At 45.5% G+C, this 22,271-nt stretch carries 11 protein-coding genes; 1 reads left to right on the top strand and 10 read right to left on the bottom strand.

Features of this window, described 5'->3' with window-relative positions; all coding sequences use genetic code 11:
- The first annotated feature begins 36 nt into the window (after positions 1-36).
- Positions 37-930 (top strand): PorP/SprF family type IX secretion system membrane protein, encoded by an 894-nt coding sequence (locus AAFF35_RS14235; RefSeq protein ID WP_342333182.1) that lies wholly within the window; start codon positions 37-39, stop codon positions 928-930.
- Between the two features lie 67 nt (positions 931-997).
- On the opposite strand, the gene AAFF35_RS14230 is transcribed toward AAFF35_RS14235, so the two are convergent.
- From AAFF35_RS14230 to AAFF35_RS14185, 10 genes are all read right to left on the bottom strand, one after another.
- Positions 998-1,348: an MmcQ/YjbR family DNA-binding protein gene (locus AAFF35_RS14230; protein WP_342333181.1), complete on the bottom strand. Its 351-nt coding sequence runs from the start codon at positions 1,346-1,348 to the stop codon at positions 998-1,000.
- 27 nt (positions 1,349-1,375) lie between these two features.
- A complete protein-coding gene (locus tag AAFF35_RS14225; protein WP_342333180.1) occupies positions 1,376-4,606 on the bottom strand; it encodes a hypothetical protein in 3,231 nt (1,076 codons plus the stop codon).
- 3 nt (positions 4,607-4,609) lie between these two features.
- The gene (locus tag AAFF35_RS14220; RefSeq protein WP_342333179.1) at positions 4,610-5,140 is read right to left on the bottom strand and encodes a DUF4402 domain-containing protein; all 531 of its coding nucleotides are present in this window, start codon (positions 5,138-5,140) and stop codon (positions 4,610-4,612) included.
- Entirely contained in the window at positions 5,137-15,660 is a 10,524-nt protein-coding gene (locus AAFF35_RS14215) for a fibronectin type III domain-containing protein (RefSeq protein ID WP_342333178.1), read from the bottom strand. Before AAFF35_RS14215 ends, AAFF35_RS14220 begins: the two co-directional genes overlap by 4 nt.
- A 49-nt stretch (positions 15,661-15,709) precedes the next feature.
- Positions 15,710-16,558 carry a hypothetical protein gene (locus tag AAFF35_RS14210; protein ID WP_342333177.1) on the bottom strand — a complete coding sequence of 283 codons (849 nt, stop codon included), beginning with the start codon at positions 16,556-16,558 and terminating at the stop codon, positions 15,710-15,712.
- Between the two features lie 14 nt (positions 16,559-16,572).
- Complete coding sequence (locus AAFF35_RS14205; RefSeq protein ID WP_342333176.1) at positions 16,573-17,079, bottom strand: DUF4402 domain-containing protein; 507 nt, start codon at positions 17,077-17,079, stop codon at positions 16,573-16,575.
- A gap of 328 nt (positions 17,080-17,407) precedes the next feature.
- Entirely contained in the window at positions 17,408-18,601 is a 1,194-nt protein-coding gene (porV, locus tag AAFF35_RS14200; RefSeq protein ID WP_342333175.1) for a type IX secretion system outer membrane channel protein PorV, read from the bottom strand.
- Positions 18,602-18,628: 27 nt separating this feature from the next.
- Positions 18,629-18,835 carry a helix-turn-helix transcriptional regulator gene (locus tag AAFF35_RS14195; RefSeq protein ID WP_342333174.1) on the bottom strand — a complete coding sequence of 69 codons (207 nt, stop codon included), beginning with the start codon at positions 18,833-18,835 and terminating at the stop codon, positions 18,629-18,631.
- A gap of 88 nt (positions 18,836-18,923) precedes the next feature.
- Positions 18,924-20,636, bottom strand: coding sequence for a PAS domain S-box protein (locus AAFF35_RS14190; RefSeq protein WP_342333173.1), 1,713 nt, complete (start codon positions 20,634-20,636; stop codon positions 18,924-18,926).
- A 517-nt stretch (positions 20,637-21,153) separates the two neighbouring features.
- Complete coding sequence (locus AAFF35_RS14185; protein WP_342333172.1) at positions 21,154-22,122, bottom strand: alpha/beta hydrolase; 969 nt, start codon at positions 22,120-22,122, stop codon at positions 21,154-21,156.
- Positions 22,123-22,271: the final 149 nt, after the last annotated feature.

Genomic DNA, 22,271 nt, shown 5'->3' with positions numbered 1-22,271 from the left:
GCCGGAATGCAGGCTTCATTACCATTACGAAGAGATATGAAAATCATACACAAAATAAGTTTACTCGTCGCTTTTACAGCAGCAGTAAACACCGCACAAGCGCAGTTAAACCCTTTATCTTCGCAGTATTACAGCAATCAGTATGTCATCAATCCGGCTTTCGCGGGCGCTGAACATGGCATAAGGTTAAATGGATCATACCGTAAGCTTTGGGACAATGTACCTGGTGCGCCGGTTACGCAGAGCTTCACCGCAGATTACGGCTTCAGCAGAGTGGGCCTTGGTTTAACGGTTAACAATGAAAGTGCAGGTTTGCAAAGACAAACCCGGGTACTGGGCTCCTATGCTTACCACCTGAAACTGGATCAAGCGGGAACTGCGTTACATTTCGGGATCTCTATCGGATTTTTAAGTCAGCGTCTGGAAGAAACCGATATCTATGGCAATCCAAGTGATCCGCTCGTTGGCCAGTATAACAACCGTAAAACACATCTGGACGGAGATTTTGGGGTAGCCTTTACCTCCAACAGACTAACGGTACAGGCGGCAATTCCTAACCTTAAAAGCTTCCTGAAAAAGGAAACGATTAAATTGGCCGATGTGGCAACCTTTTACTCTGCCCTGAGCTACCGCTTTCCAATCAGCGAAGGCCTGGAAGGAATTGACGCAGAGCCCAAAGTCGCCTATCGGGGTGTAAAAGGTTTTAAAAACATCTGGGATGCAGGTGTACAGGTAGGATTGGCCAATCGGCAGGTATTCGCCATGCTGATGTACCACAGTTCTGAAAGTGCCACTTTTGGTTTAGGCATGGACTTCAAGAAAAAGTATATGATCAGCGGATCATACAGCACACAAACTTCTGCTTTAAGTGCCTACACGAATGGCAGCTTTGAGCTCAACCTCAGACTCAGTCTGGGCGGAGGTAAATAAACGGTAAATAACCGGTTTAAAGAAAGGTCGTAAAGGGGCGTGTTCACACCAGCTTTTACGGCCTTTTTTAATTGCCTATTTCTTCCTGCAATTTCTTTGGCAGACTGCTGAGCACCAGTTCATAAGAATGATCGATCAGCTCATTCAGCTGCTTCCTGGTCAACTGGCCATTCATATAGACCGTATTCCAGTGTTTCTTGTTCATGTGATAACCAGGTATGATTTCATCAAACTGCTCCCGCAATTCAATGGCACGCTCAGGATCACATTTGGCATTAAAGCGGTTGCCGGTATCCAAACTGGTCAGCAGGAAAATTTTCTCTCCCACCTTAAACACGAGGGTATCTTCTCCAAAAGGAAGACCTTCCGTTGTACCTGGCTTCTGCAGGCAGTATTCCCGTAATTCTTCTATATTCATATTCAATATCAAAGATAGCAATTCGGCTTATTTGGGCGAAACAGATTTTAATACATAAGCTTTAGGGAATCCCAATGGCCGGATGCGTTTAATAATGGCTTTCGCTTCCTGCAGGTCTTTAACATCCCTGATCTGAATGTTATAATACACCCATTTGGTGGGAACAATCACCACATTCTGATAATACTTCGATAAAATCCGCTGACAAACCTTCGCCATTGGAAGTTTAAAATGTGCGGCCTGAACGGTGATAGAGCCAGCTGCAGGAGGGCCAACTGGTTCCACAGGCGTAACAGGGACGGGAACAGGAACCGCCGGGCTGGCCGGGATAACGCGGGGCGATGATTTGACCGGGGCAACCGGTTTCAATACATAAGCATCCGGGAAGCCCATCGGTTTGATCTTTTTAATGATCTCGTTTGCTTCTTCCAGATCTTTGAGCCCTCTGATCTGAATGTCGTAATAGACCCATTTTGTTGGAATGATGACTACATTTTTATAATATTTTAACAACATACGTTGCGCGGTCTTGGCCATCAGGAATTTAAAATGCGCCGCCTGAACCGTCAGAGGGCCGACTATAGGAGACTCGGCTTGTTCAACGGTGACCTCTGGCTGCGGTGGCACCACTGAAGCCGCAGGTACAGCGGAGCTGTCTGCTTTTGCCGGCGCAATCAGGCTCGTCTGCATATCCAGGTGATTCACCAGGTCGCCGTCTATCGTTCTCACAATCACAAACGGAATTGCTGGTGTTTCTCCCTTCAAGTCCATCAGCCGCAATTGCGCAGGATCCATCTCTACTTTATACTTGCCCGGAAGCAAGCCAAGGTAAGAGAAATAACCGTCGGCTTCAGACACCGTTTGTCCTACCTTTTTAGCCTGTTCATTGTAAAAATTAAGAATCACATTCCCCTGCCCCATTTCTTCTGCTCCGTCCTTCAGGATCACTCTTCCCGAAGCTTCTCCAAACACCGAGATCGGAATTTCCACGTTCTTCACATAGTTAGGGTCAATCACCACGGTATAATTTGCTTTAGGGAATTTCCAGGCCAGTCTGTCGAAACCAGAACCATCCAGTTCTATATTATAATTGGTATAGGCTTCCAGATCGGTAATCTGTATCGTCGTATCTTTTACTGATTGTTTGATCCGCCCACCGTTAATCCTTACTTTTAATCCCTCTGCTCTAGGTTCATCTTTGTCGCGCCTGCTGTTCCCGTTCATGTCCAGATAAGGAATCAACAGCACCGCTCCTTTACCTACGCTGGTGTAATTGTTAAAATTGGTGAATCCTGATTTTCCATCATGAATCAGACTGCCGCTGATGCCCTGTAAAGACCGGATCAGGTCATTGCTTTTACGCACAGACACCCGGGTCTGCGCAAAAGAGAAATCATACCTTAAGCCCAGTTCAATATTGGTAATGTCGCTGGGAAAGTTCTTTTCGTACGATAAGTTCAGGTAACCGCTTCTGAAAACCCGTTTTTCCAACTCCGTTTTCACACCGATAACCTTGTTGCCGGTATATTCATATTGCAGCTGTTGGGTGATCAGGAGGTTTCTGAAGGCCCTTAGCGAAAGAGAATAATTGGTGTACACATAAGGATCTGCTCCTTTCAGGAATACCGAATAGGTCGCCGCAGTGGCATTGACGCCGCCGACCGCGGCAGAAAGCATCCAGTTGGCCAGTGTATACCTGGTGTTCTCGAGCAGGATCTGCTGCAAACTGAGCTGGGTATAGGCCGAATAGTGACGTCCGCGTATGGGAAAGGAAAGCATCAGTTTCCGGTCTTCGACAAAGGTATTGTTGATGGCCGTCTGCCCTTTCTTATACCAGGTATTGTTGACCTCAATTTGCAAGCCCGAAGGCAGGTTATAGCTCAATATCGCCTTGGAACGGACGTCATGGTCGTATTCCGCGGAAAACAACAAGTTGGACAGCAAACGAACCGAGGTGTTGACAAAAGGAATCTTTGTGCCTGAAGTAACCGAAGAAAGGTATTCTACGCCACCGCCAACGGTGATGTTGCGGCTGAGGCCATAATTGGTGCTCAGACGGGCAAATCTGGCATGTCCCGCTTCTTCCAGAATCCCGGAGCTGGCCGTATATTCAAATTCCTTCTCCGGCAAAAAATTAAAGGGGATACTGATGTTCTGTTCCGTAGAACGTTCTTCTCCATAGGGACCATAAAACCGAAGTTTAATGACCGTATTGCCATAGACCAGCGGAACATTAAAAGTATAAAATCCGGAAGCATCTGCTTTCACATAATTGATGAGTACGCCATTTACATAAAGCTCTACCATCCAGTTGGGTTCAGTTTTGTTATTTAAAGTATAAGTACCGAAAGAACGCCTGTAGGTGGTCGGCGCATTGGTCACCTGTACTCCGATCAGCGGCGAGTAAATGGAGGAGATGGATTGTCCCTGGATCTTACCCGCCAGGAATTGTTTTGCATACCGCATATCATTGTCCACATACCTCCAGAGGTAATATTGCTGGCGACCAGAGAATCCCTGATTGTTGTGGTAATTCAGGACCACATTTGTTTCCCCTCCGGCAACCATCCCGCCCAAACCCAGACTTACCCGGGCATCCTGAGGCGTCCCCTTATTTCCTGCCGAAGTCAGCGCTGAATAATCTGCAGTACCGAAGTAAAACAGAGGATAATTCCTGCCAATCACTGTATCTGCCTTAAATATACCACTCAGTCTGTTCAGGTTATTCCGCATCTGTTCCTGCCGCATCTCCCGGAGTACGGGCAATTCCAGGTCCGTACTGAGTACTACCGATAGGTTTCTGAAGCTGAACACGCAGTTTAAGCCGAAGAGTTTAGCGAAAAGATCCGACTGCAAATAAAGCCCGCTGCTGGTTTTGATCAGTTCTCCTGGTTTTAAATCATAGCGCTGTTCTCCATATAAAATGACTTGGTTTTTGTGGTCGATCAGGTATTTTGAATCAGGGCTGATAAATGTTCCGGAAACAGAATCCCTGCTTTTAGAAAGCTCATACCGGATCTTCAGGAAATTAAAAAGCTCTACCACCGGCAGCCAGACTTTATCCTCCTGGATTACCGCCGGAATTTCCGCAGCACCTACGCGTTGCACGTTCAGGAAAACCGAGATCTCGTCCTGATCTTCCCTGATCTGGGCAACCGCATGACCGGCCGTATAAATAAAAAAGCTAAGCAGCAATACACAAAGCTTCAGCAGCTGCTTTATTCTTTCTTTACATATATTGAGGTCGGCTTCATCCATAGATCAGGGTTGTATAAAAGTCACAGAAAAAGTACCGCTATAATTTCCGGGTGGATTGGCCAAAGGATTGGTCAGGGTTAAAGTTCCGCCGATCCTGATTTGTGTTCTTCCCGGTGAAGTCTGAGTGGCAATGAAAGGACTTGCAGGATCGGAACTTCCGATATGTAAGGTGATGGTTCCTCCATTGCTGCCATTCAGGGTCACATCCGGACCGTTAACAATCGTGACGAGTGTACCGGGCTCTGCATCCACTTCAAAAATCGCAGGTGAAAAAGACACGCCCTGATTCGTCTGAATCACAGTTCCGGTGGTCGACCTCGATCCATTGGGATAAATGATCACCGATCCGCCGGTAGCGCCCTGATAAAAGGCACCGAACTGCAGTCCCTGTGCAGGGTTCACATAGATCACCACCGGTCTCGGAGGATTTTCCGGCCCCAGTGCAGCGAATTTACGCTGTGCCTTTGAAGATACAGCAACCAGTAACAGGACCGGTAGCATCATACCGTATATGGATATTTTTAGCTTCCTCATTTTCCAGTGATTTGTACTTTAGTAGTATGTGTCTTTTTAGTGGTAATAAAGCTAACGAGGTAGACTATATTTGGTGTCAGCTGTTCCAGCGGATACACCCCGTTTCCTTCTATCTTTTTACGTGAGATTACCTGTCCTAATACATTGCTGATCAGCAGATAGCCGGATTGATCATCCATCAGCTTTATCCTTAAAAACAAACCCCCGTTGGAACCGAAAACAGTATAAACATCCCCACTGCCATCTATCACATCTTTAGCGGCCATTGTGCGTAAAGAGAAGCGGTTCTCCAGCACGCCCTTCTTCAGGTTTACGGTATATACCGGGTTCCGCTGCAGGTCCTGATTGATGCCTGTTACGGTATCCCTGAGGTAAAGATTCAGTCCTGCGGGCCAGTTTTCCAGGTTACGCAGGTTAAACACTACATTTCCATCTCTGTGGGTTTCGATACCGAGAGGGATTACTGTGCTGGTGTCCACTCCTTCCAGCGCTTTCACTACGAGTTTAGAGGCATCGGCCCCGATGGAGTAGACATTCGGTAAGAGCTCGTCGATGTTCATCAGTTTGATCGCATCCCGTTCTTTGTCGAAATTCTTCCTTGCTCCCTGGTTAGAATACAAGACCAATGGGTCGGAAGAATTGCTGTGGTCAGCGAAACCTGCACTTAATCTCAGTAACATCCGCGGAACAGCCTGTTGTGCATCCATATGCGCAGCCATGGATTTATGGAAAACCGGCGACAAGTCATTTACCCTCACATTGTTGTTCATGGCCAACGTTCCGGTAACCGGATAACTGCCATCAGAAACATGGACAAAGAATCCCTGCATGGAGGCAATGATCGGACCTGCAATCCCATCACTGGAAACTCCGTTGATATAAGTGCTGTAAGCACCAGTGTACTGACTCACTGTACCTGAATTAAAGAAGTAGACTGCGTTATCGATATTTGTCCTGGTTAAACCCGATGCCGCATCCCAGTTGATGGGTGATGGATAAGGGTTTCCGACCAGGTTAAATCCCTGGGTATACAGCTGATTATGGTTGTACAAAGTGGCAGACATTGCCCCGTTGTTTGCCAGGCCGTCCATACTTACCGTTTTTTGCACCATAGAAGAACCAAAGTCAGCAGCATAGCCTTGTAAAGGAACTAAAGGATTTGCCGGATTGGTATAGGACGTAAATCCACTGCTCACTTTGTCTTCGATATAATTGTAAAAATTCGGAAAGGTCGCATTGAGGTCTACTGTAGATGCAAAGCTGTTCACGGTCGCGTTCTGTACAGGCGGACTAAAATATTTATAGCCAAAACCGGCAATCAGGTAACGCTGCATTGTGATATTTCCGGACACCGAACCAGCCCCACTTCCGTCAATCAGTGCCGTTTGGGTAGCCGACGACAATAAGGTCAGGTTGCCTGCTGAGCTGAACTGGCCATTGCTCAGGAGTAGAATGTCAGTCAGACTTAATGGCCCGCCCAGATTTACTCCTGCAGCATTGTCAATCTTCAGGTTTTTAATCAGGTTCCCTGTAAACGCCGCCGCCGGAATGCTTTGAAGTGTTGAACCGTTCATTTCAATCATCCCATTGCTTACGATAAAACTTCCGCTGTTGCTGATGTTTCCACCTATTTTTAAAGTCCTGGTACTGATGTCCAGTGTTCCGGCAGTGACGGTCACATTGTTGCTTACGGTTAATGCCGACTGTAATGGCACAGTGGTATTGCTGCTTCCTACGGTCAGGTTGTAGATCGGATTGGAGGTGTTGATGTTCATTGTCGTCGCGGCAGCAGTAGAACCATTTCCCATTTGTAAGGTACCGCCGGTAAAACCTGTTCCTCCTGTACTCAGGTTGGTATAGCCCAGGTTCTGCCCTGCTGTTCCTCCTGAATTCTGGATCAGCAGGGTTCCCCCCGACATGCTGAAGGCAGCTCCGGCAGCATCCATATGGAAAGGTGCCAGCCCGGCAGTAGTACTTCCTGCAGTATTCAGGGTCGTTTGTCCGCCCTGCATTTCATATTGCCATGCTGCCGCCGGATTACCGATAGCCGAAGCAAAATTGAGATTTCCACTGCTTATGGTAACACGGGCCTGATCGAGAGTCAATGCATGGTTACCGGCCAGATTTCCGATGTTCATCGTGCCTCCTGTCACCTTAACCTGTCCGGCAATGGTCCAGTTCATATTCGCAGAATTGATCGTTCCTGCATTTACCCATAAGCCCGCTGTGGCAGGAATAAGATAAGGAACATCGGTAATATCGGCCAAAAACGGACTGATGGTTAATCCGGAATTGTTCAGGTTAAATGAACCATTGTTAAGCGTCAGAAAACCATTTGGTGCAGAGAAACCTGCAGCACTTACTTCCAGAGAATTGGTGTTTACCGATCCCATATTTGTGGTAATGTTATTAAAGGAAGTCACCCCCCCTGTTCCGGAAACGGTTTGATTTCCATTCTTATTAAAAATCACATTACAAAGGCTGTTCGCATCCGGGCGAAGGTTAAAGGTTCCGCTGTTGACCACATTCCCTCCTATGGTTAATAAATGTATGGCATCTGAAGAAGCGGAAACGCCAAATGTTGCTCCGCTGGCAACCGTCAGATTTCCGTTTACGGTAATTTTCTGTACAGTGGCGCTGTTTCCGATGCTCATTGTTCCGGTACTCACACTGAGGTTATTGCTCAGGTTCGCATCCAGCAAGGTTAACCCTGCTGCATTTGCGCCATCCAGATTGTAATAGTTCATAGACAGTACCGTCTGAGCCGAAGTACCGTTATAACTGATAGTCCCTGCATTTGCTACCGCATCTGCGGTTGCAGGTGGAGTCACGGTTATGGTTCCTGCAATCCCCGTTACACCGGAAGAAAAGGATTTCAGTCCTCCGTTGCTCAAGGTCAGCTGGTTGTAAGCAGCAGCTGCTATGGTTTGTGTCCCAGGACCATTATAGTCGACCGTACTTCCTGTAACTGTATAAGCATTTGTTCCCGGACTAAAAGTATTGGCAATGCCGATTGTTCCTGTCGAGGCGAATACCCTTGCCCCGGTACCGCTGCTGCTCAGGTTATAATAATTATAAGCGGGAATCGTCTGAGCAGAAGATCCTGTAAATCCAACTGTTCCTCCCGAAAGGTCGATCAAGCCTGTAACGGTTGGAAATGAGGCGGCCGTATTGAATGTTCCTGCAGCAAGCGTCATGTTTCCGGATACCGATAAAGAGTTTCCGGCATTGGTGGTCAGCACCAGTCCCGGATCACTTAGGATCAGGTCTTTGGTCACTGCTGCCACATTGATATTGATCACATAAGGTCCTGTGAGCTGTACATTGTCTGTTACCGAAGGCACACCGTCTGTATTCCAGTTTGCCGCATCGCCCCAATTGGCCGTTCCTGCTCCACCATCCCATGTTTTGATGTAAATGGTCAGCTCTCCGATCTGAAAATCACCGAATGCCGTCAGGCCCGAAGCGGTCAGACTCGTTGCCGTAACCGATCCTACCATTGGGTATACCCAGGCACCATCCGCATACCCGCCCAATACAAAAGCATTGGTATTTGCACCTGCATCTACATCTGCGGCCAGGTAGTTCAGCGTTGCATTTACCGTAGTAAAGACGATTCCGCTATTGCTCATCGTCCAGTAGCGGTTTACGCTTTTTGCCCCGTTAATCTTGGAATTGCCGATACTCGGATGGTCTCCTGCAACAGTCGATACGGTAAGGTCTCCGGCAGTGCTTACACCAGTAAAACTAAGGGAAACAGGAAGGTAATTCGTTGCATTTCCAATTTCAAAGACCTTGCCTGTAGTACCTGTCGCTATATTTTTCCGGAAATTCCCATTGACCCATCCGGTCAGTTGTGCCGCTCCGCTAACCGATCCTGAAGCAGGTTGAATCACGATAAATGAGCCTGTTTGTATTTTTCCCAGCGTGAAGGTCAGCGCATCATTTACCGTTACATTTGAAGAGATGCTCACCGTTCCTCCGATATTGTTGAGTGTCAGTTTATAAAATGCGGAAGGAGAATAAATGTCCTGAATCGCCGAGCCGTTAAGGCTAAAAGTAGAAGTTCCTGCATTTAAGGTTCCGTTATTGATGATGTTTCCTGCAATCAGGTAGGTTCTTGTACTTCCATTCAGGATCGCACCTGTACCGATGCTCAGGTTATTTGTCAGCGTCCAGTTGGAAGAAGGACTGATTCCTGCCGCATTGGTATTGGACACCAATACATCCTTCATGCTGACCGGAGTTCCGGCCATGGTGACTGCTCCCGCTCCACCAAATACAACCGTTCCGGTACTGGAGAAATTCGTTCCAAGATTGATCGTTGCGGTGGTTGCAGGGACAAAATTCAGTGTTCCGGAACTTGAAATGGTTCCGTTATTCGTTACTGATCCCAGAAAATTATGTGTAGAACTGCTACCGCTAAATAAAGCACCCGAGCCTACAGTGAAAGCAAACTGCACTGTCCAGCCTACACTTGGGAATACGCCTCCGGTATTGTTGATGTTTAAAAAACCAAACTGTGGTGCCGAAGTAGAGTTCAGCACCGGAGAGACGGTCCCGTTAAAATTCACCGTCATCGCTACTGTTTGCACCGCATTGATCAGACTCACTGTTTGTACTACATTTCCGGTAAAAGTGGTCGTACCTAAGGTAAATAACGTTCCGCTATTGATCAGGTCACCATTCATTGTCGTATTGATCGTTGATCCTCCGCTCAATGAACCCGTACTTGTGATGTTCAGCAAACCGTTAAAGGTCACATCATTTAAGATCGTATAACTGCCCGGAACAGTGACCTTATTGAAGGTGGTATTTCCGGTAATATTTTTGGTGGTCCCTGTAAAGAGCACCGTACTCGTGGAAGGCGTAAATGTGCCGTTATTGAGCCAATCGCCATTTAAGCTAATGGTATTTGATCCTCCGTCCAGTGTCGCCCCGTTGTCTATCTGTAACTTGCCTTTTATCGAAATTGGGGTCAGCAATGATTTAAGTCCGGCATTGCTGAAGGTAATGTTTCCGTAAACCAGTCCCGGTAACAGCAGGTGCTGCGTGCTCAAACCATTAAAAACGACCGTACTGCCTGTGCCCAGTACATAATTTGCAAACTTATTGGGCGCATTATCCGCTCCGATAATCAATGTCCCGGCATCTGCAATCGTTGCCGTTCCACCGGCCACATCCCTGTTAAAGAAGAAGGATTTGATGTCCAGTGTTCCCGAGGTTCCTGTCAGATTTCCCTTTAAGGTCACATCCCCGGTGAGGACTGCCAGAGATCCTACAGGTTTATTGATTTCCAGGTTATTGAAAGTACTGGCAGAAATCGACTGTGTTCCTGCTCCATTAAAGATCACACTTGTTCCGGAAGCGCTGGAATTATAAGTACCTGCATTGGTCCAGTTTCCACCTACCAGTAAGGTGCTGTTGTTCTGAAGTATGGCAGAAGCGGCAATGCTGACATTTCCGGCGATGGTCATTACCGCGTTGTTGTCCAGTTCTCCGGCGGTCACGGTCAGGTTTCCGTTTACAGAAAGTGCACTTCCAACCGCGATATGAGCTGCACTGTTATTGATGGCAAGGTGGTTGTAATTTACAACCCCCAATACCTGGTTCGAACTGCCCGAATAAGTCACTGTACCTGTTCCGGCGGTAAAGACGCCGGACGAGTAATTAAAATCGCCGCCGACACTCAGGTTTCCGGCGCCATTAAACGTAATGTTCGCCCCTCCGCTTTCGGTCAGGTCACCGGCCACTGTTACGCTTCCTGTCCCGATGCTCAGGTTAATGGCATGTCCGCTGGTGCCATCGCTCAGTGCCAGTTCACCCCCTATGGTTACCGTTTGGTTTCCTGCATCGATGCTATGGGTCGCATTTGCAGACCAGTCTCCTTTTACCGCCGTGGAGCTTAACGAACCACCCGATGCCAGGGAAAGTGATACGGCCTTTGCACTTCCAAAATTGATATTTCTGACCGTAACGGCAGTGCTGATCACCGGCTGATTGGTAAAGGTGACTGTTCCCAGGTTGACCACATCTGTGGCTGCAGGAGGTCTGGATGCCGAGCCCTGAGTCACCGTCCAGTTCGCCACCGTATTCCAGTCGCTGCTTACACTTCCGTTCCACTGCACCACATTGGCACTTGCCGAAAGTGTCCAGCGGTTCGAAATGTCGAGTAACAAAGTTTGTTCTACATAGTTTGCTGTCGCATCGTTTGATGTTTTACCGCTGGAGTTCCATGAAGAGCCATTGTAACGCCACAGTGCCATCGTTGCCTCTGCGTTGCCATTCAGTTCCGCATCTTCATAATGAAGCCTCAGCGTGGCGCCTACATAGGTTCCTGAAGGCACGGTAATGTTATAGACTCTGCTGATCGATCCGCCAAAAGGAAAATCACTGATCGCACCGGTTGCCACAGATACCGTTACACTGTTGATCCCAACTGGAAGGGTGAATGTGATCAGGTTGTTTGGGCCTTCAAAAGCATAGGCTGTCAATGCCGCAAACGAATGGTTTCTGGTAATCGTACCCAGGATAATGCCATTTCCTGTCCGGGTAGTGGTAATCGTCAGGGTATTTGTTCCGGTAAGGAGCGTTCCGAGGGTCATGTTCACCGTTGCCACAGAAACATTGCTCAATAAGGTTACCGCTACTGTGGCCGCCGAATTATTTACCGTAAGTATGTTAAAAGTCGTTGCTCCGCTGATGTTGGAATTCTGTGATCCCAAAAACTGAACCGTACCTGTTCCTGCCGTGAAAGTCCCGTTGTTGTTCCAGTTGTTGTAAATGGAATGGGTAAAGTTTCCCGAGACAAAGGTTGTTCCTGTGCCAATCGTAATGTCGTTATTTACCGTGATCCCTCCGGCAGCAGTTTTAGTGCCCCCGGTAGAAAAAGTTAAATTGCTATAAGTAAGCGCATTGATGCTTTGCGCTCCGCTTCCATTAAAATTCACGGTATTCGGTGTAGAACTTACATTTAATGTTCCTGCGGTAAGGGTCAATGCTCCTGCCACTCCAAGGACAGCATTTGCCGACAACTGCAAAGAAGTTCCGTTGATTGTTGTATTGAACAGATTTGCCGTACCACTCAAGGTTGAGGTTCCTGTAAAAGTGGCTGTTCCTGCTGTTCCCGTCAGACTTCCATATACGCTAAGTCCGGAGGAAATACTGAAACTGACAGCTGTACTGACCGTTCCTGTAACCGACAACAGGTAAAAAGTTTTGCCCCCTGCTCCGGAAATGGTTTTTGTTGTTCCGCTCATGGTAAGCGTCCCTGCACTAGCCGTAAAAGTGCCGCTTACGGTAAGATTTCCTGTAAGGATGATGGAGGAAGCTGTAGTCACCGTACCCGTAATGTTCAGGTTATCCGGTGAAATATCCGTTCCGCTCATGGTCGTTCCCGTTCCGCTCATCGTTAAAGTTCCTCCCGAAGCCTGGGTAAAAGATCCGGCCCCGGTAGTGGCTAAATTTCCTGTTAAGCTCAGCCCTTCGGCAGAGAAAGCCACCATGGAAGCCGCTACGGTCAGGTTATTGAAATTTTGAGTGCCTGCACCGCTTACTGTGGTCCCTGCTCCTGTAAATACCACTGTTCCTGTATTTCCGTTAAAGGTCCCGGCATTTGCCCAATTTCCGCCGATATTTTGACTGAAGCTTGCTCCGTTAAAAGTCGTGCCCGCTCCTATGGATATGTTTCCTGTCACCGTCACAGCAGCTCCTGCCGTGTAGCTTACAGCAGTACCTGCTCCCTGTACACTAATCAGATTTCCCAGCACTGTCATCGCCGTAGCCGGAAATGTTTTCACTGCTGCTCCCGAGGAACTGCTCAGTCTGAGGTTTCCATAACTTTGATTTGATACGGTCTGGTTGGTTCCTGAGTATTCTACGGTACTCGCCACCACCAATGTATTTGTACTGTAGTTTGTGGGATAGGTATTCGTTCCGCCAATCTTCAGTGTCGCATTGTTTGCTACTGTAAGTATTCCACCTGCAGTGGCACGATTGGCCGTAAAAGTAGCAAGATCCAAAGTACCGGTGCTGACCGACAGGTTTCCGCTGATGATCTGATTGATCCCTAAGCTTACTGTATTTCCTGTATTCAGGATCGTGAGGTTGTTAAAGGTAGTCGATGCGGTTCCGGCGATACTTTGGGCATTACTGCTGTTGAAAGTTACCGTTCCGGTTCCTGCGGTAAATGCCGTGCTGTTCACATTATTGATCCAGTTTCCGGTCACCGTCAGGTTGAAATTATTGGCATTCAGGATTCCTGCGGCAATCGTCAGGTTGTTGCTAATTGTAGTTGCGGCAGGCAAAAGCAGTCCTGTGCTATTGCTTGCTGTCAAATTAAAGAAGGAGCTGATGCCTGCAAAAGTTTGCTGTCCGCTGGTTCCGTTAAAATTAACCGTTCCGGTATTGGTAAACGTGCCATTGTTGGTTAGCGTTCCAGCCACGTTTAAAGTTCCTGCGCCTGTTAGCGTCAGGGTTGCCCCGCTATTGATCGTCAGGCTTCTGCTGCTCACACTCGTGCTGATTGTGGGCATTCTTGTCGCTCCGGAAGTAATGACCACGTCCGTTGTTGAAGTCGGCACCACGCCATCACACCAATTTGCCGCTGTAGCCCAATCGGTGCTGACATTTCCTGTCCACTGTCCGGTGTTGCCTGTAGACAATACCCTTACATAGGCAATCGTAGGTACCGCACAACCCGGAATGGTCACCTGTACCGTATAAGTTCCTGCATAAGCCGCAGAATAAGTGATCACCGGATTCTGTAAAGCAGAGCTAAAGCTATTTGGCCCCGTCCAGGAATAACTTGCTCCGGAAACCGTAGTTGCGGTCAGGTTTAAGGAAGATCCGGCACAGACCGGAGCATTGCTGCCCGCACCATCTGCCGAATTGTACAGCACTCCAATCTCCGACGCACTTAATTCTCTTTGATACAACACTGCATCATCCAGACTGCCCTGAAAATAATGACTGGCAGGTTCAGCTGGCCAGGTCGCGATATCGTTATGTCCGATTCTCCAATAACCCGTATAGCTTTCTCCGCTGGTTACCGTTGGGTCATTCGCGGCGAGACTACCATCAACATATAACTTCATGCCTCCTGCGCCCAGCGTGGCTGTGGCCATATGCCAGTTGCCATCATTATAAGCCGCCGTGGTATTCACATATTTTTTTACCGATCCCGGTGCCAATCCGAAGTACAGCAATCCTGTACCTGTCATGTAAATCATACGATCTCTGCTGCCCCCTGTTCCGGTTTGCAAGGAAGAAAAACCGGCCAGCACACCGCCTATCGTGGTATTCGTTTTAAACCAGACCGAGACGCTAAAGGTGCTTGGATTGGTATAGGCTATGGCTGTAGATAGGTAATTGGTGGTTCCGTTTAAGGTATATGCTTTATTACTGATTCCGTAACGGTCTGTGGTTTGCACTGGAGTTCCACCCTGAAATGTACCTGTATTGCTTCCTGCCGCATCGTTTGCATTTCCTTCAAACTTATAATAGGAAGTCAGGCCGGAAGGAAACTGGGAAATGACCGGTCCGTTACAGCTGGTCGCCTGGCTTCCGCTCAAAGCAGTACTCAGCCCTCCTTCTGTGATGGCGAACACCCGCCAATAATAAGTTGTTCCTGTGGTTAATCCCGATTGTACGGAGCTCGTTACTCCGGCAGCAACCTGGTTCACAAAAGAATAATTTGTTCCGTCTGTAGAGCGGTAGATCACAAAGCCCCGTTCATTGGTAGAAAGGTCTGTCCAATTGAGTGTCATCGTCAGGTTTCCTATGGCTGTAAAGCTAAGGCTCCCTGGTGCTGTAGGAATGGGAGGCGTAAAAGTATAGGTTCTTCCGGTTACTCTTTTTGTCGTCACACTCGCTTCAGCGGTAGAGCTGGCGCTTGTTCCGGCATTATTTACCGACAGGTAATTTCCCGATCCTGTTGCCGTGGCTGTTAGTCCTATCGATGCGGAAGGCGTCAAGGCCGCCAGTGCATCTGATCGGTAAACATATTCCACCTTACCGCTGCTTTCATAGAAATTCACCTGAAAGGAACAGACCGCCCCCAGGGCCAGGTAATTCCATTTCACATTCAGGTATTGCAGTGTAAAGATTCTGGAACCTGCCGTTCCGGAGGTTTTATAGGTCACGTTTGCTGTGGAAACGATGTCCAGATCGTCCCATAAAGGCGCGATTACCGGTCTTGGGGAACCTCCGGTAGACAAGCTGTTCGTGTATACAAAATCTGTAGGAACACTGCCCATGGCTACCCAGCCATTGGTACTGGCAGATATATTGGTATACCTGACGCCCATATACCAGAAGTCGAATCCTATTGGAATCAATGCGGATACACCATCATCAGTAGAGCCTGTCCAGGTGGTTGCATTCGGGCTCGTTAAGGCGGTGAATGTACCAGTTGTGCCTGCAAAAGTATAATTCGTTACGGATTGGGCGCCTGCCTGAAAACTGAGAAAAATAAGCACAACACAGGCGATTACTCCCTTATAAAGTATAGTCTTTTTCATTTTCTGAGCGCTTAAGGCAGATGTAGAGAATCAGTTTTCCCAGAGCCGTTTATTGCAGGTTGATGGTTGATTCTGTAATGATCACCGGTTTTTTGTCAGAAGAAGTGGTATAAAGTACCTGTAGTTTTCCCTTGTTATAATTTATAGCGGTATTTTGAATTAGATTAAGCGTGAAAAGACGGCTTGAATTGGGGGTATAGATTGCAAATCCCTTTGCTATACCTACCTGTGTGGATTTTCCCTGCTCAGAGATATAGTTGACCAGGAGATCCCCATATACCGACACATTTCCGGAACGTGTAAAACTGAGGTTTACTTTTGGAATTCCATCGGCACCTGCATCAAATTCAGTTTTATTGATGGTCACCATCGCCTTTGCAGCTCCCACTCTGATGATTACCGGAATGGCAATCCCAAAAGTAGGGACCAGATGTATGGTCATTGTTTTTGCAAACCTAACTGCAGTTTTATCCTCCGGTTTTTCTTTCGCTACCGCTCTGAAATATAGATGCGATCTGTATTCCCCCGCTTTCAATTCAGAAGTATTGATTACCTGGACCTTTACCGTTTGAGATTCGTTGGGTGCCAGGACTACACTTCGCGGGAAAAACCTGAAGTTTTTATCTGCGAAGTATTGTCCTGAATCCGGTTGCTGTATCTCTTCAAAATTTCCATTTTCCAGCATTCTATACTGAAGAACAGAGATCAGGTATTTGGCGGTATCCTTCCCTGTATTCGCCACGTTAAGCTCCTGTGTTCGTTTTGTCCCCTCAAAAGTTACCCTTCTCGGCATGATGATCAGGTTTCCCTGAGCTTTCACCTCCTGCAGGCTCCACAATTGTCCTGTTAAAAAAATGGCAACAGCTATTAATAAATGAGTTCCGGCTTTTCTAATCATAGGTACGCCCGATGTTAATTATAATTCACTGTCACTGTAAAAGGAGTTGCCGAGGTATAGGAACCTTCTGCCTGTGACGCCACTAAATTTAATGTAGCTCCAACTTTAATGACCTGTGTACCTGCTGTAAGTGCGCCGGTAGTACTTGGCGTACTGGTAAAAGTGTTTACGATCATGTTGTCGGTACCGCTGGTAATGGTTACAGAACTAGGCAAAGTGATCGCATAAGTATAAGATCCGGAACCAGATACGGTAAAGGAAGCTGCGGTAACGGTACCTGTTGTTGCAGGCAATGTTACACCTCCGGTAAATGATCTCGTTCCTGCCGGAGTTAATACTACTGTACCCACTGTACCATTGGTTGCCACGTTCCCGAAATCCATATCGGCAGTTTTGGAAATGCTAATCGGCGTAACGATAGTTGCCGAAGCGTTTGCTGTTGCGGAAGCCTGAGCGAAAGCGGAAGATGCGACAAAAAGGGCTGAAAAACAGATGCCCGCAGAGATAATTAACTTTTTCATGATGGTATATATTTGGTGAACTGTTACTATTTAATCATCAACCCAATACATGGGGTTAATTTATCATAAATTGTTCAGAGCGGGGAAAGAGTCATTTTACATTTGGTTCAGCGGAACACTCTGATGCTGTATGTGCTATACAAATATACGTTAAATATTACTATTCGGGTTCTTCAAAATTCTTAAATTTTTCATATAATCAAATTAAAAAACTGATATTTCATTCATTAAGAGAATAATGTTATTCATTGAAAATAAATATCAAAATATTATACTTATAGTAATTTGGACCTGATTTTTCTAAACTGAGACTTATGGTTCCATTTAATTATTTTTCAGTACTATCTTTCAAAATCTGCCCCGGACTAAAGATCAGGCTAAACCTTAAGGTATTTGACATCGGACTATTCTTTGTTTCTGCGATCATATAAGCCAGATCTATCCTCATCGACTGATAGTTAAATCCTCCTCCGAGGGTAAAGTAGCGGCGATCTCCCTTATCAGGATTTTCATAAAAATAGCCGCAACGCAATGCCAGTTGTTTATGGTAAGTGTATTCCAATCCGGTTGCGATACTCATTTCCCTGAATTCCTCTCCTATGCCACCTGGTGCATCCGAAAAAGAACCAAAAATCCCTGCCGGAACAGATCTGTTAGGATCTTTACCTTTCATAATCTGTCCATTGCTGTCGTATATAGGTTGCGTGGGCGCCAGGAGTTTATTCAGGTCGAGAGCCACCGTAATCTCGTTCAGTTCATCGAGCATAAAAGTAGACGCTGCTCCTATCTTAAGATTGGTAGGAAGAAAGAACTTCTCTACATTATCATTGTAACTCATTTTGGTTCCGATATTGGAAATATTGACGCCAAAGGCGAGCAAGGCATCTTTGCCAAAGAAATGGGTTGGTTTACGGAGATAAGCAGAAGCATCCACAGCAAGAGCATTTCCTGCCTTACTGTTTTGACTTGAAGAAAAATTTCCCGACGACAGGTTCGAACGGATATACCTCAGTGCCGTTCCTAAAGAGAAGGTCTCCCCAAATTTTCTGGAGAAGGTAAAATCAACAGCAAATTCATTTGGACTATAAAATCCCAGGTCCTGCTGGTTATTGTCAAACAGCTGCACTTTACCGATGGAAAAATACCTTAATGAGGCGCCCAGCGTATTGCGGTCGCTGACCCTATAATATCCGCTCAGATAAGCCAGGTTAATATCTGCCTTCAGGCTATTTAACCAGGGGCTGTATGAACCGGAAACGCCATATTTATTTTCTAAAAATGCTAGTTTTGAAGGATTAATCGCCATTGCATTTACATCCGGCAAACTGGCTACCCCTGCATCCCCCATTCCCCCTGTCCTCGCATCCGGGACAATCAATAAAAAGGGAACTGCAGTAATTACATTTGTGGTCTGGCTCCCATTGGTCAGCACCTGAGCGTTCACTTGCGCCTTTAGCGCTACTGTCGCAGGATTTACGATTAAACTAACCCCAAGAATAACTACTAAAGACTTAACATTCATAGATTTGAAGATTAGCTTATTCTTTTGTCAGCAACGGTTTTCTTCAATGAAGAAAGCTTCGTCGATGGAAACTTCCAGTATTTGTGCAATCTTTATAGCCAGGTCCTGAGAGGGCAATACTTTTCCATTTTCCAAGCTACGGAATTTATATTGTGTTACTTGTAGTATTTTTGCAAATACCGCTTGCGTGAGCCCTTTTTCTTTTCGATAGAGCCGTATGCGATTTTTCATCATAAAACTTCTCATGGTCAAATATATATACAACAGTATTTACCTGTATGTCCACCGCAAGCTTTCCCGCATAATGAATAAAATGAATATACTAAACGATATTTTGCATGATGTTCCTAATCGCAGCGTCCAACTCCTGAGAGGAGGTTTTAAGGTGTTGGATGCAATTTTTTTTATCATTACTTGTTGAGAAATCATCTAGTAAATCTATCAGGCCCATGATTCTGGCTAAAGGAGCGCGGATTTCATGAGACTGTATCCATGCAATCTCTTTTAAACGGCTATTTTGAGATTCAATGGCATGCAGATACGTGATTCTTTCCGTAATGTCCTGCATCGATCCAATCATTCTGACCGGTTCTCCATTCTCATCAAATAGTACAAAAGAACGATCCAGCACCGACTTATAGGATCCATCCATACAACGGAAACGGTATTCGATCTGTAATCTGGCTTTTTTATGTTTGATCACCAGTTCAAATTCCGTTAATATCCGGTCAAGGTCATCTGGATGAATCTTGATCCTCCACCACTCGCGTGTAAAAATAGTTTTATCGTATCCGAAGATGCCTTGTATTCCTTTATTCCAGATGATGGTTCCTGTTAAAATATTCCAATCCCAAATGACGTCACTCGTTGCCTTAGATACGATATTATACCGGCTAATGCTTTCTTCCATTTTGATCTTGCTTTCGATCCGATCCGTAATGTCTCTGGAATTGCAGATCATTCCTTCTATTGTCGGGTCGTCGACCATATTGGTGATAATGGTTTCTATCCATCGGTATTCGCCCTCCGCGTTTTTAAACCTGAATGGAAGAAGTTGAAGTTGCTTTTGATATTTTAGGTGTTGAAAGTCTTTGACTGTTGCCTTTTTATCGTCGGGATGCATCAGATCAAATACATTTTTTCCGATGAGCTCAGTGGCATTGATGCCCAATATTCGCAAAGAAGTAGGACTCACATATTTATACTTCCCATCCATATCAATAATTGCAATTAAGTCAGAGCCATCCTGGACCATGGCTTTAAACCTTTTTTCACTGGCCACGAGTGCCTGTTCTACTTTAATCTGCTCGGTATGATCGATTGCTAATACCAAACGGGCCTCTTTATCTTCAAACCAAACAGAATTACCCTCCACGGTTACATAAATCAACTCTCCGTTCTTTTTGCAATGTCGTACGGCAACGCGGTTGCTGTTTCCCAGACTGATCTTGTTGCTGAGAATCATCCGAAGTCTATCCAGGTCTTCGGCAGGGCGGATGTCGTTAATGGTCATCTGTAAAAATTCAGCCCGGGTATATCCATAGTGATTGATTGCGGCCTCGTTTACATCTAAAAAGGCTAAAGTCTCAAAATCATATACCCATTGTGGAAGTGGACTTAAATTAAACAGGTCCAGGTATCTTTGTTTTTCTTTCTGCAATTGTTCTGTAGCGAGTTTATGTGCGGTGATGTCTTTAAAATAAACGGAAAGACCTTCGCCAGAAGGAAACGCAGCCACCTCTATCCACATTTTAAGCGGTTCAAAATATTCCTGGAACCGCACAGCGATATTTTCTATTACCGCACGGTGGTATTCTGTATAAAATTTTAGCGGAATTGCTTCCGCATACACCTCCCAAATATTTTTGCCAATCATGTCTTCCCTGGACTTCAGCAAAAGACGCTCTGCTTCCTTATTCCAATAAGTAACCACCCAATTCGAGTCGAGCTCAAAAAAGGCATCCGTAAAACTTTCCAATATATTTGAAATTCTACGTTTATAGTTCTGTAATTGTATTTCAAAACTTAACTCCATAACTGATTAAGACTATCCCCCATTTTGTTTAATCATTAGTCTGTAATATTAAACTGCTTTTCCTGCTTTTTGTTTTGATTATAATTTTTAATGGCGAAACAATCAATTTTATCTTAGGCGACACCTTTTTAGGTGACTTTTTCTGGTCAGATATTGCCTATACCAGGCACCAGTGCCGAAGCATAGAGAGAAAGCGGGGCATCATGCGCCTGTACAGGAAATAAAAAAAAATATCTCTGATATAATGACAATCTTTGACAAGAAACGAATATTTTAAATAAATCAGAATTATGAGAGTACCTAGAAAACAAAAGAAAGAAGCTCAAAAGAAAGCTAATGTTCTTGCAACACAAGAAGTAGCACCAATTGCTAAAGCTAAAGCGCCTAAAAAAGCGACGAAATAAGAAAAGAATAAATGACGCATCAAATGATGTCGTCTGAGAAGCCCTCATTACTGTTGTGAAATTTGCAGTGTTGAGGGCTTATTATGTATGCCCTGTTAATGTTTCTGTATCAGTTATTTTAGCGCTGCCGGCAATATCTTTTCAATAATTACCTGTTGCAGCTTTTCCGGTTCACTATTGAAAACTGTATGTCCTGATTTATCAAACCAAAACAATTCTTTCTTTGGTGCTTTTAGAAACTTATAATAATCTTCCACAATGTAATGAGACTTCTGCTGGTCACCGATTCCTTCAATAAAGTAAACCGGACATTTTAAAGCAGGCAGGGTTTTGAATAGATTGCTGGTTACTGAATTCTTCCACATTGGAAACCAGACCGCCAGCCATTCGTGATATTTTGCTTTAAATCCATCTTCTTTCGCAAAATCAACACCATTATGTATAAACAGCCATTTTTGAGAATAGAATAGGTCATCCTTCTTTTCAAAAGGCAGATTTACCAGGGTCAGTTCCTTTATAGCCGTTTCATTTTTTGTTTGGCCTGCCCATTTAACCAACATTTCCATCGTTAATGTTGCATTTTTCTTTTGATCTACGATCGCACTGATCGGGATAAAAGCGTATAGCAATTCAGGATGTTTTTCGGCAATGTCAAAACCTAACATGGAACCAAAAGAATGAGAAACCAGGAACAGTTTTTTATGTTTAAACCTTTGCAGCAGGTATTTTATCACTTCGTAAGTATCTTTCTGCAATAAGCCGAGAGAAAGCTTTTCTGTGGAATGGTTTAATTTTAAAGTTTCACCAACCTCTCTTTGATCCCATTGAACCACCACAAAATGCGCTTTGAGTTTATCGGTAAATTTATCAGCAACAGGGATGAGTGAAGTGCCCGGACCGCCATGAAGAAACAACAATAATGGCTTTGTGTCATCTATTCCCTGAAGCTTTATAAATTGATTTATTCCGCCGATTTTAACTACTGCTGTTGTATCGATCTTAACTGCTCCTTTATTTGTCAATTCCGCTTTTCCTATTGAAATTGAAAGAACAAAGAGAATGGCGGTTATTATTTGCTTCATATTTACTTATGGTTAATTACCTGGCTGGAAATTTATGCAAATAATATCAGAAATAGATAACGGATTTATAAAAATGGAAACCCCAGGAATGATTTTTTTGATCAATCCAGGACTTAACTAACTTGAAGTCGCAAAATGCGACTTCAAGT

Origin of the sequence: Pedobacter sp. FW305-3-2-15-E-R2A2 (genome assembly GCF_038446955.1) — a bacterium.
Lineage (GTDB): Bacteria > Bacteroidota > Bacteroidia > Sphingobacteriales > Sphingobacteriaceae > Pedobacter.
Note: the sequence above shows the minus strand (reverse complement) of the source record. Positions and strands in the feature narration are given on the sequence as shown.

Bases quoted from the DNA above. Each gene is read 5' to 3' on its own strand.
- AAFF35_RS14235 (WP_342333182.1), top strand. From the start codon at position 37: ATGAAAATCATACACAAAATAAGTTTACTCGTCGCTTTTACAGCAGCA.
- AAFF35_RS14230 (WP_342333181.1), bottom strand. From the start codon at position 1,348: ATGAATATAGAAGAATTACGGGAATACTGCCTGCAGAAGCCAGGTACA.
- AAFF35_RS14225 (WP_342333180.1), bottom strand. From the start codon at position 4,606: ATGGATGAAGCCGACCTCAATATATGTAAAGAAAGAATAAAGCAGCTG.
- AAFF35_RS14220 (WP_342333179.1), bottom strand. From the start codon at position 5,140: ATGAGGAAGCTAAAAATATCCATATACGGTATGATGCTACCGGTCCTG.
- AAFF35_RS14215 (WP_342333178.1), bottom strand. From the start codon at position 15,660: ATGAAAAAGACTATACTTTATAAGGGAGTAATCGCCTGTGTTGTGCTT.
- AAFF35_RS14210 (WP_342333177.1), bottom strand. From the start codon at position 16,558: ATGATTAGAAAAGCCGGAACTCATTTATTAATAGCTGTTGCCATTTTT.
- AAFF35_RS14205 (WP_342333176.1), bottom strand. From the start codon at position 17,079: ATGAAAAAGTTAATTATCTCTGCGGGCATCTGTTTTTCAGCCCTTTTT.
- porV (WP_342333175.1), bottom strand. From the start codon at position 18,601: ATGAATGTTAAGTCTTTAGTAGTTATTCTTGGGGTTAGTTTAATCGTA.
- AAFF35_RS14195 (WP_342333174.1), bottom strand. From the start codon at position 18,835: ATGATGAAAAATCGCATACGGCTCTATCGAAAAGAAAAAGGGCTCACG.
- AAFF35_RS14190 (WP_342333173.1), bottom strand. From the start codon at position 20,636: ATGGAGTTAAGTTTTGAAATACAATTACAGAACTATAAACGTAGAATT.
- AAFF35_RS14185 (WP_342333172.1), bottom strand. From the start codon at position 22,122: ATGAAGCAAATAATAACCGCCATTCTCTTTGTTCTTTCAATTTCAATA.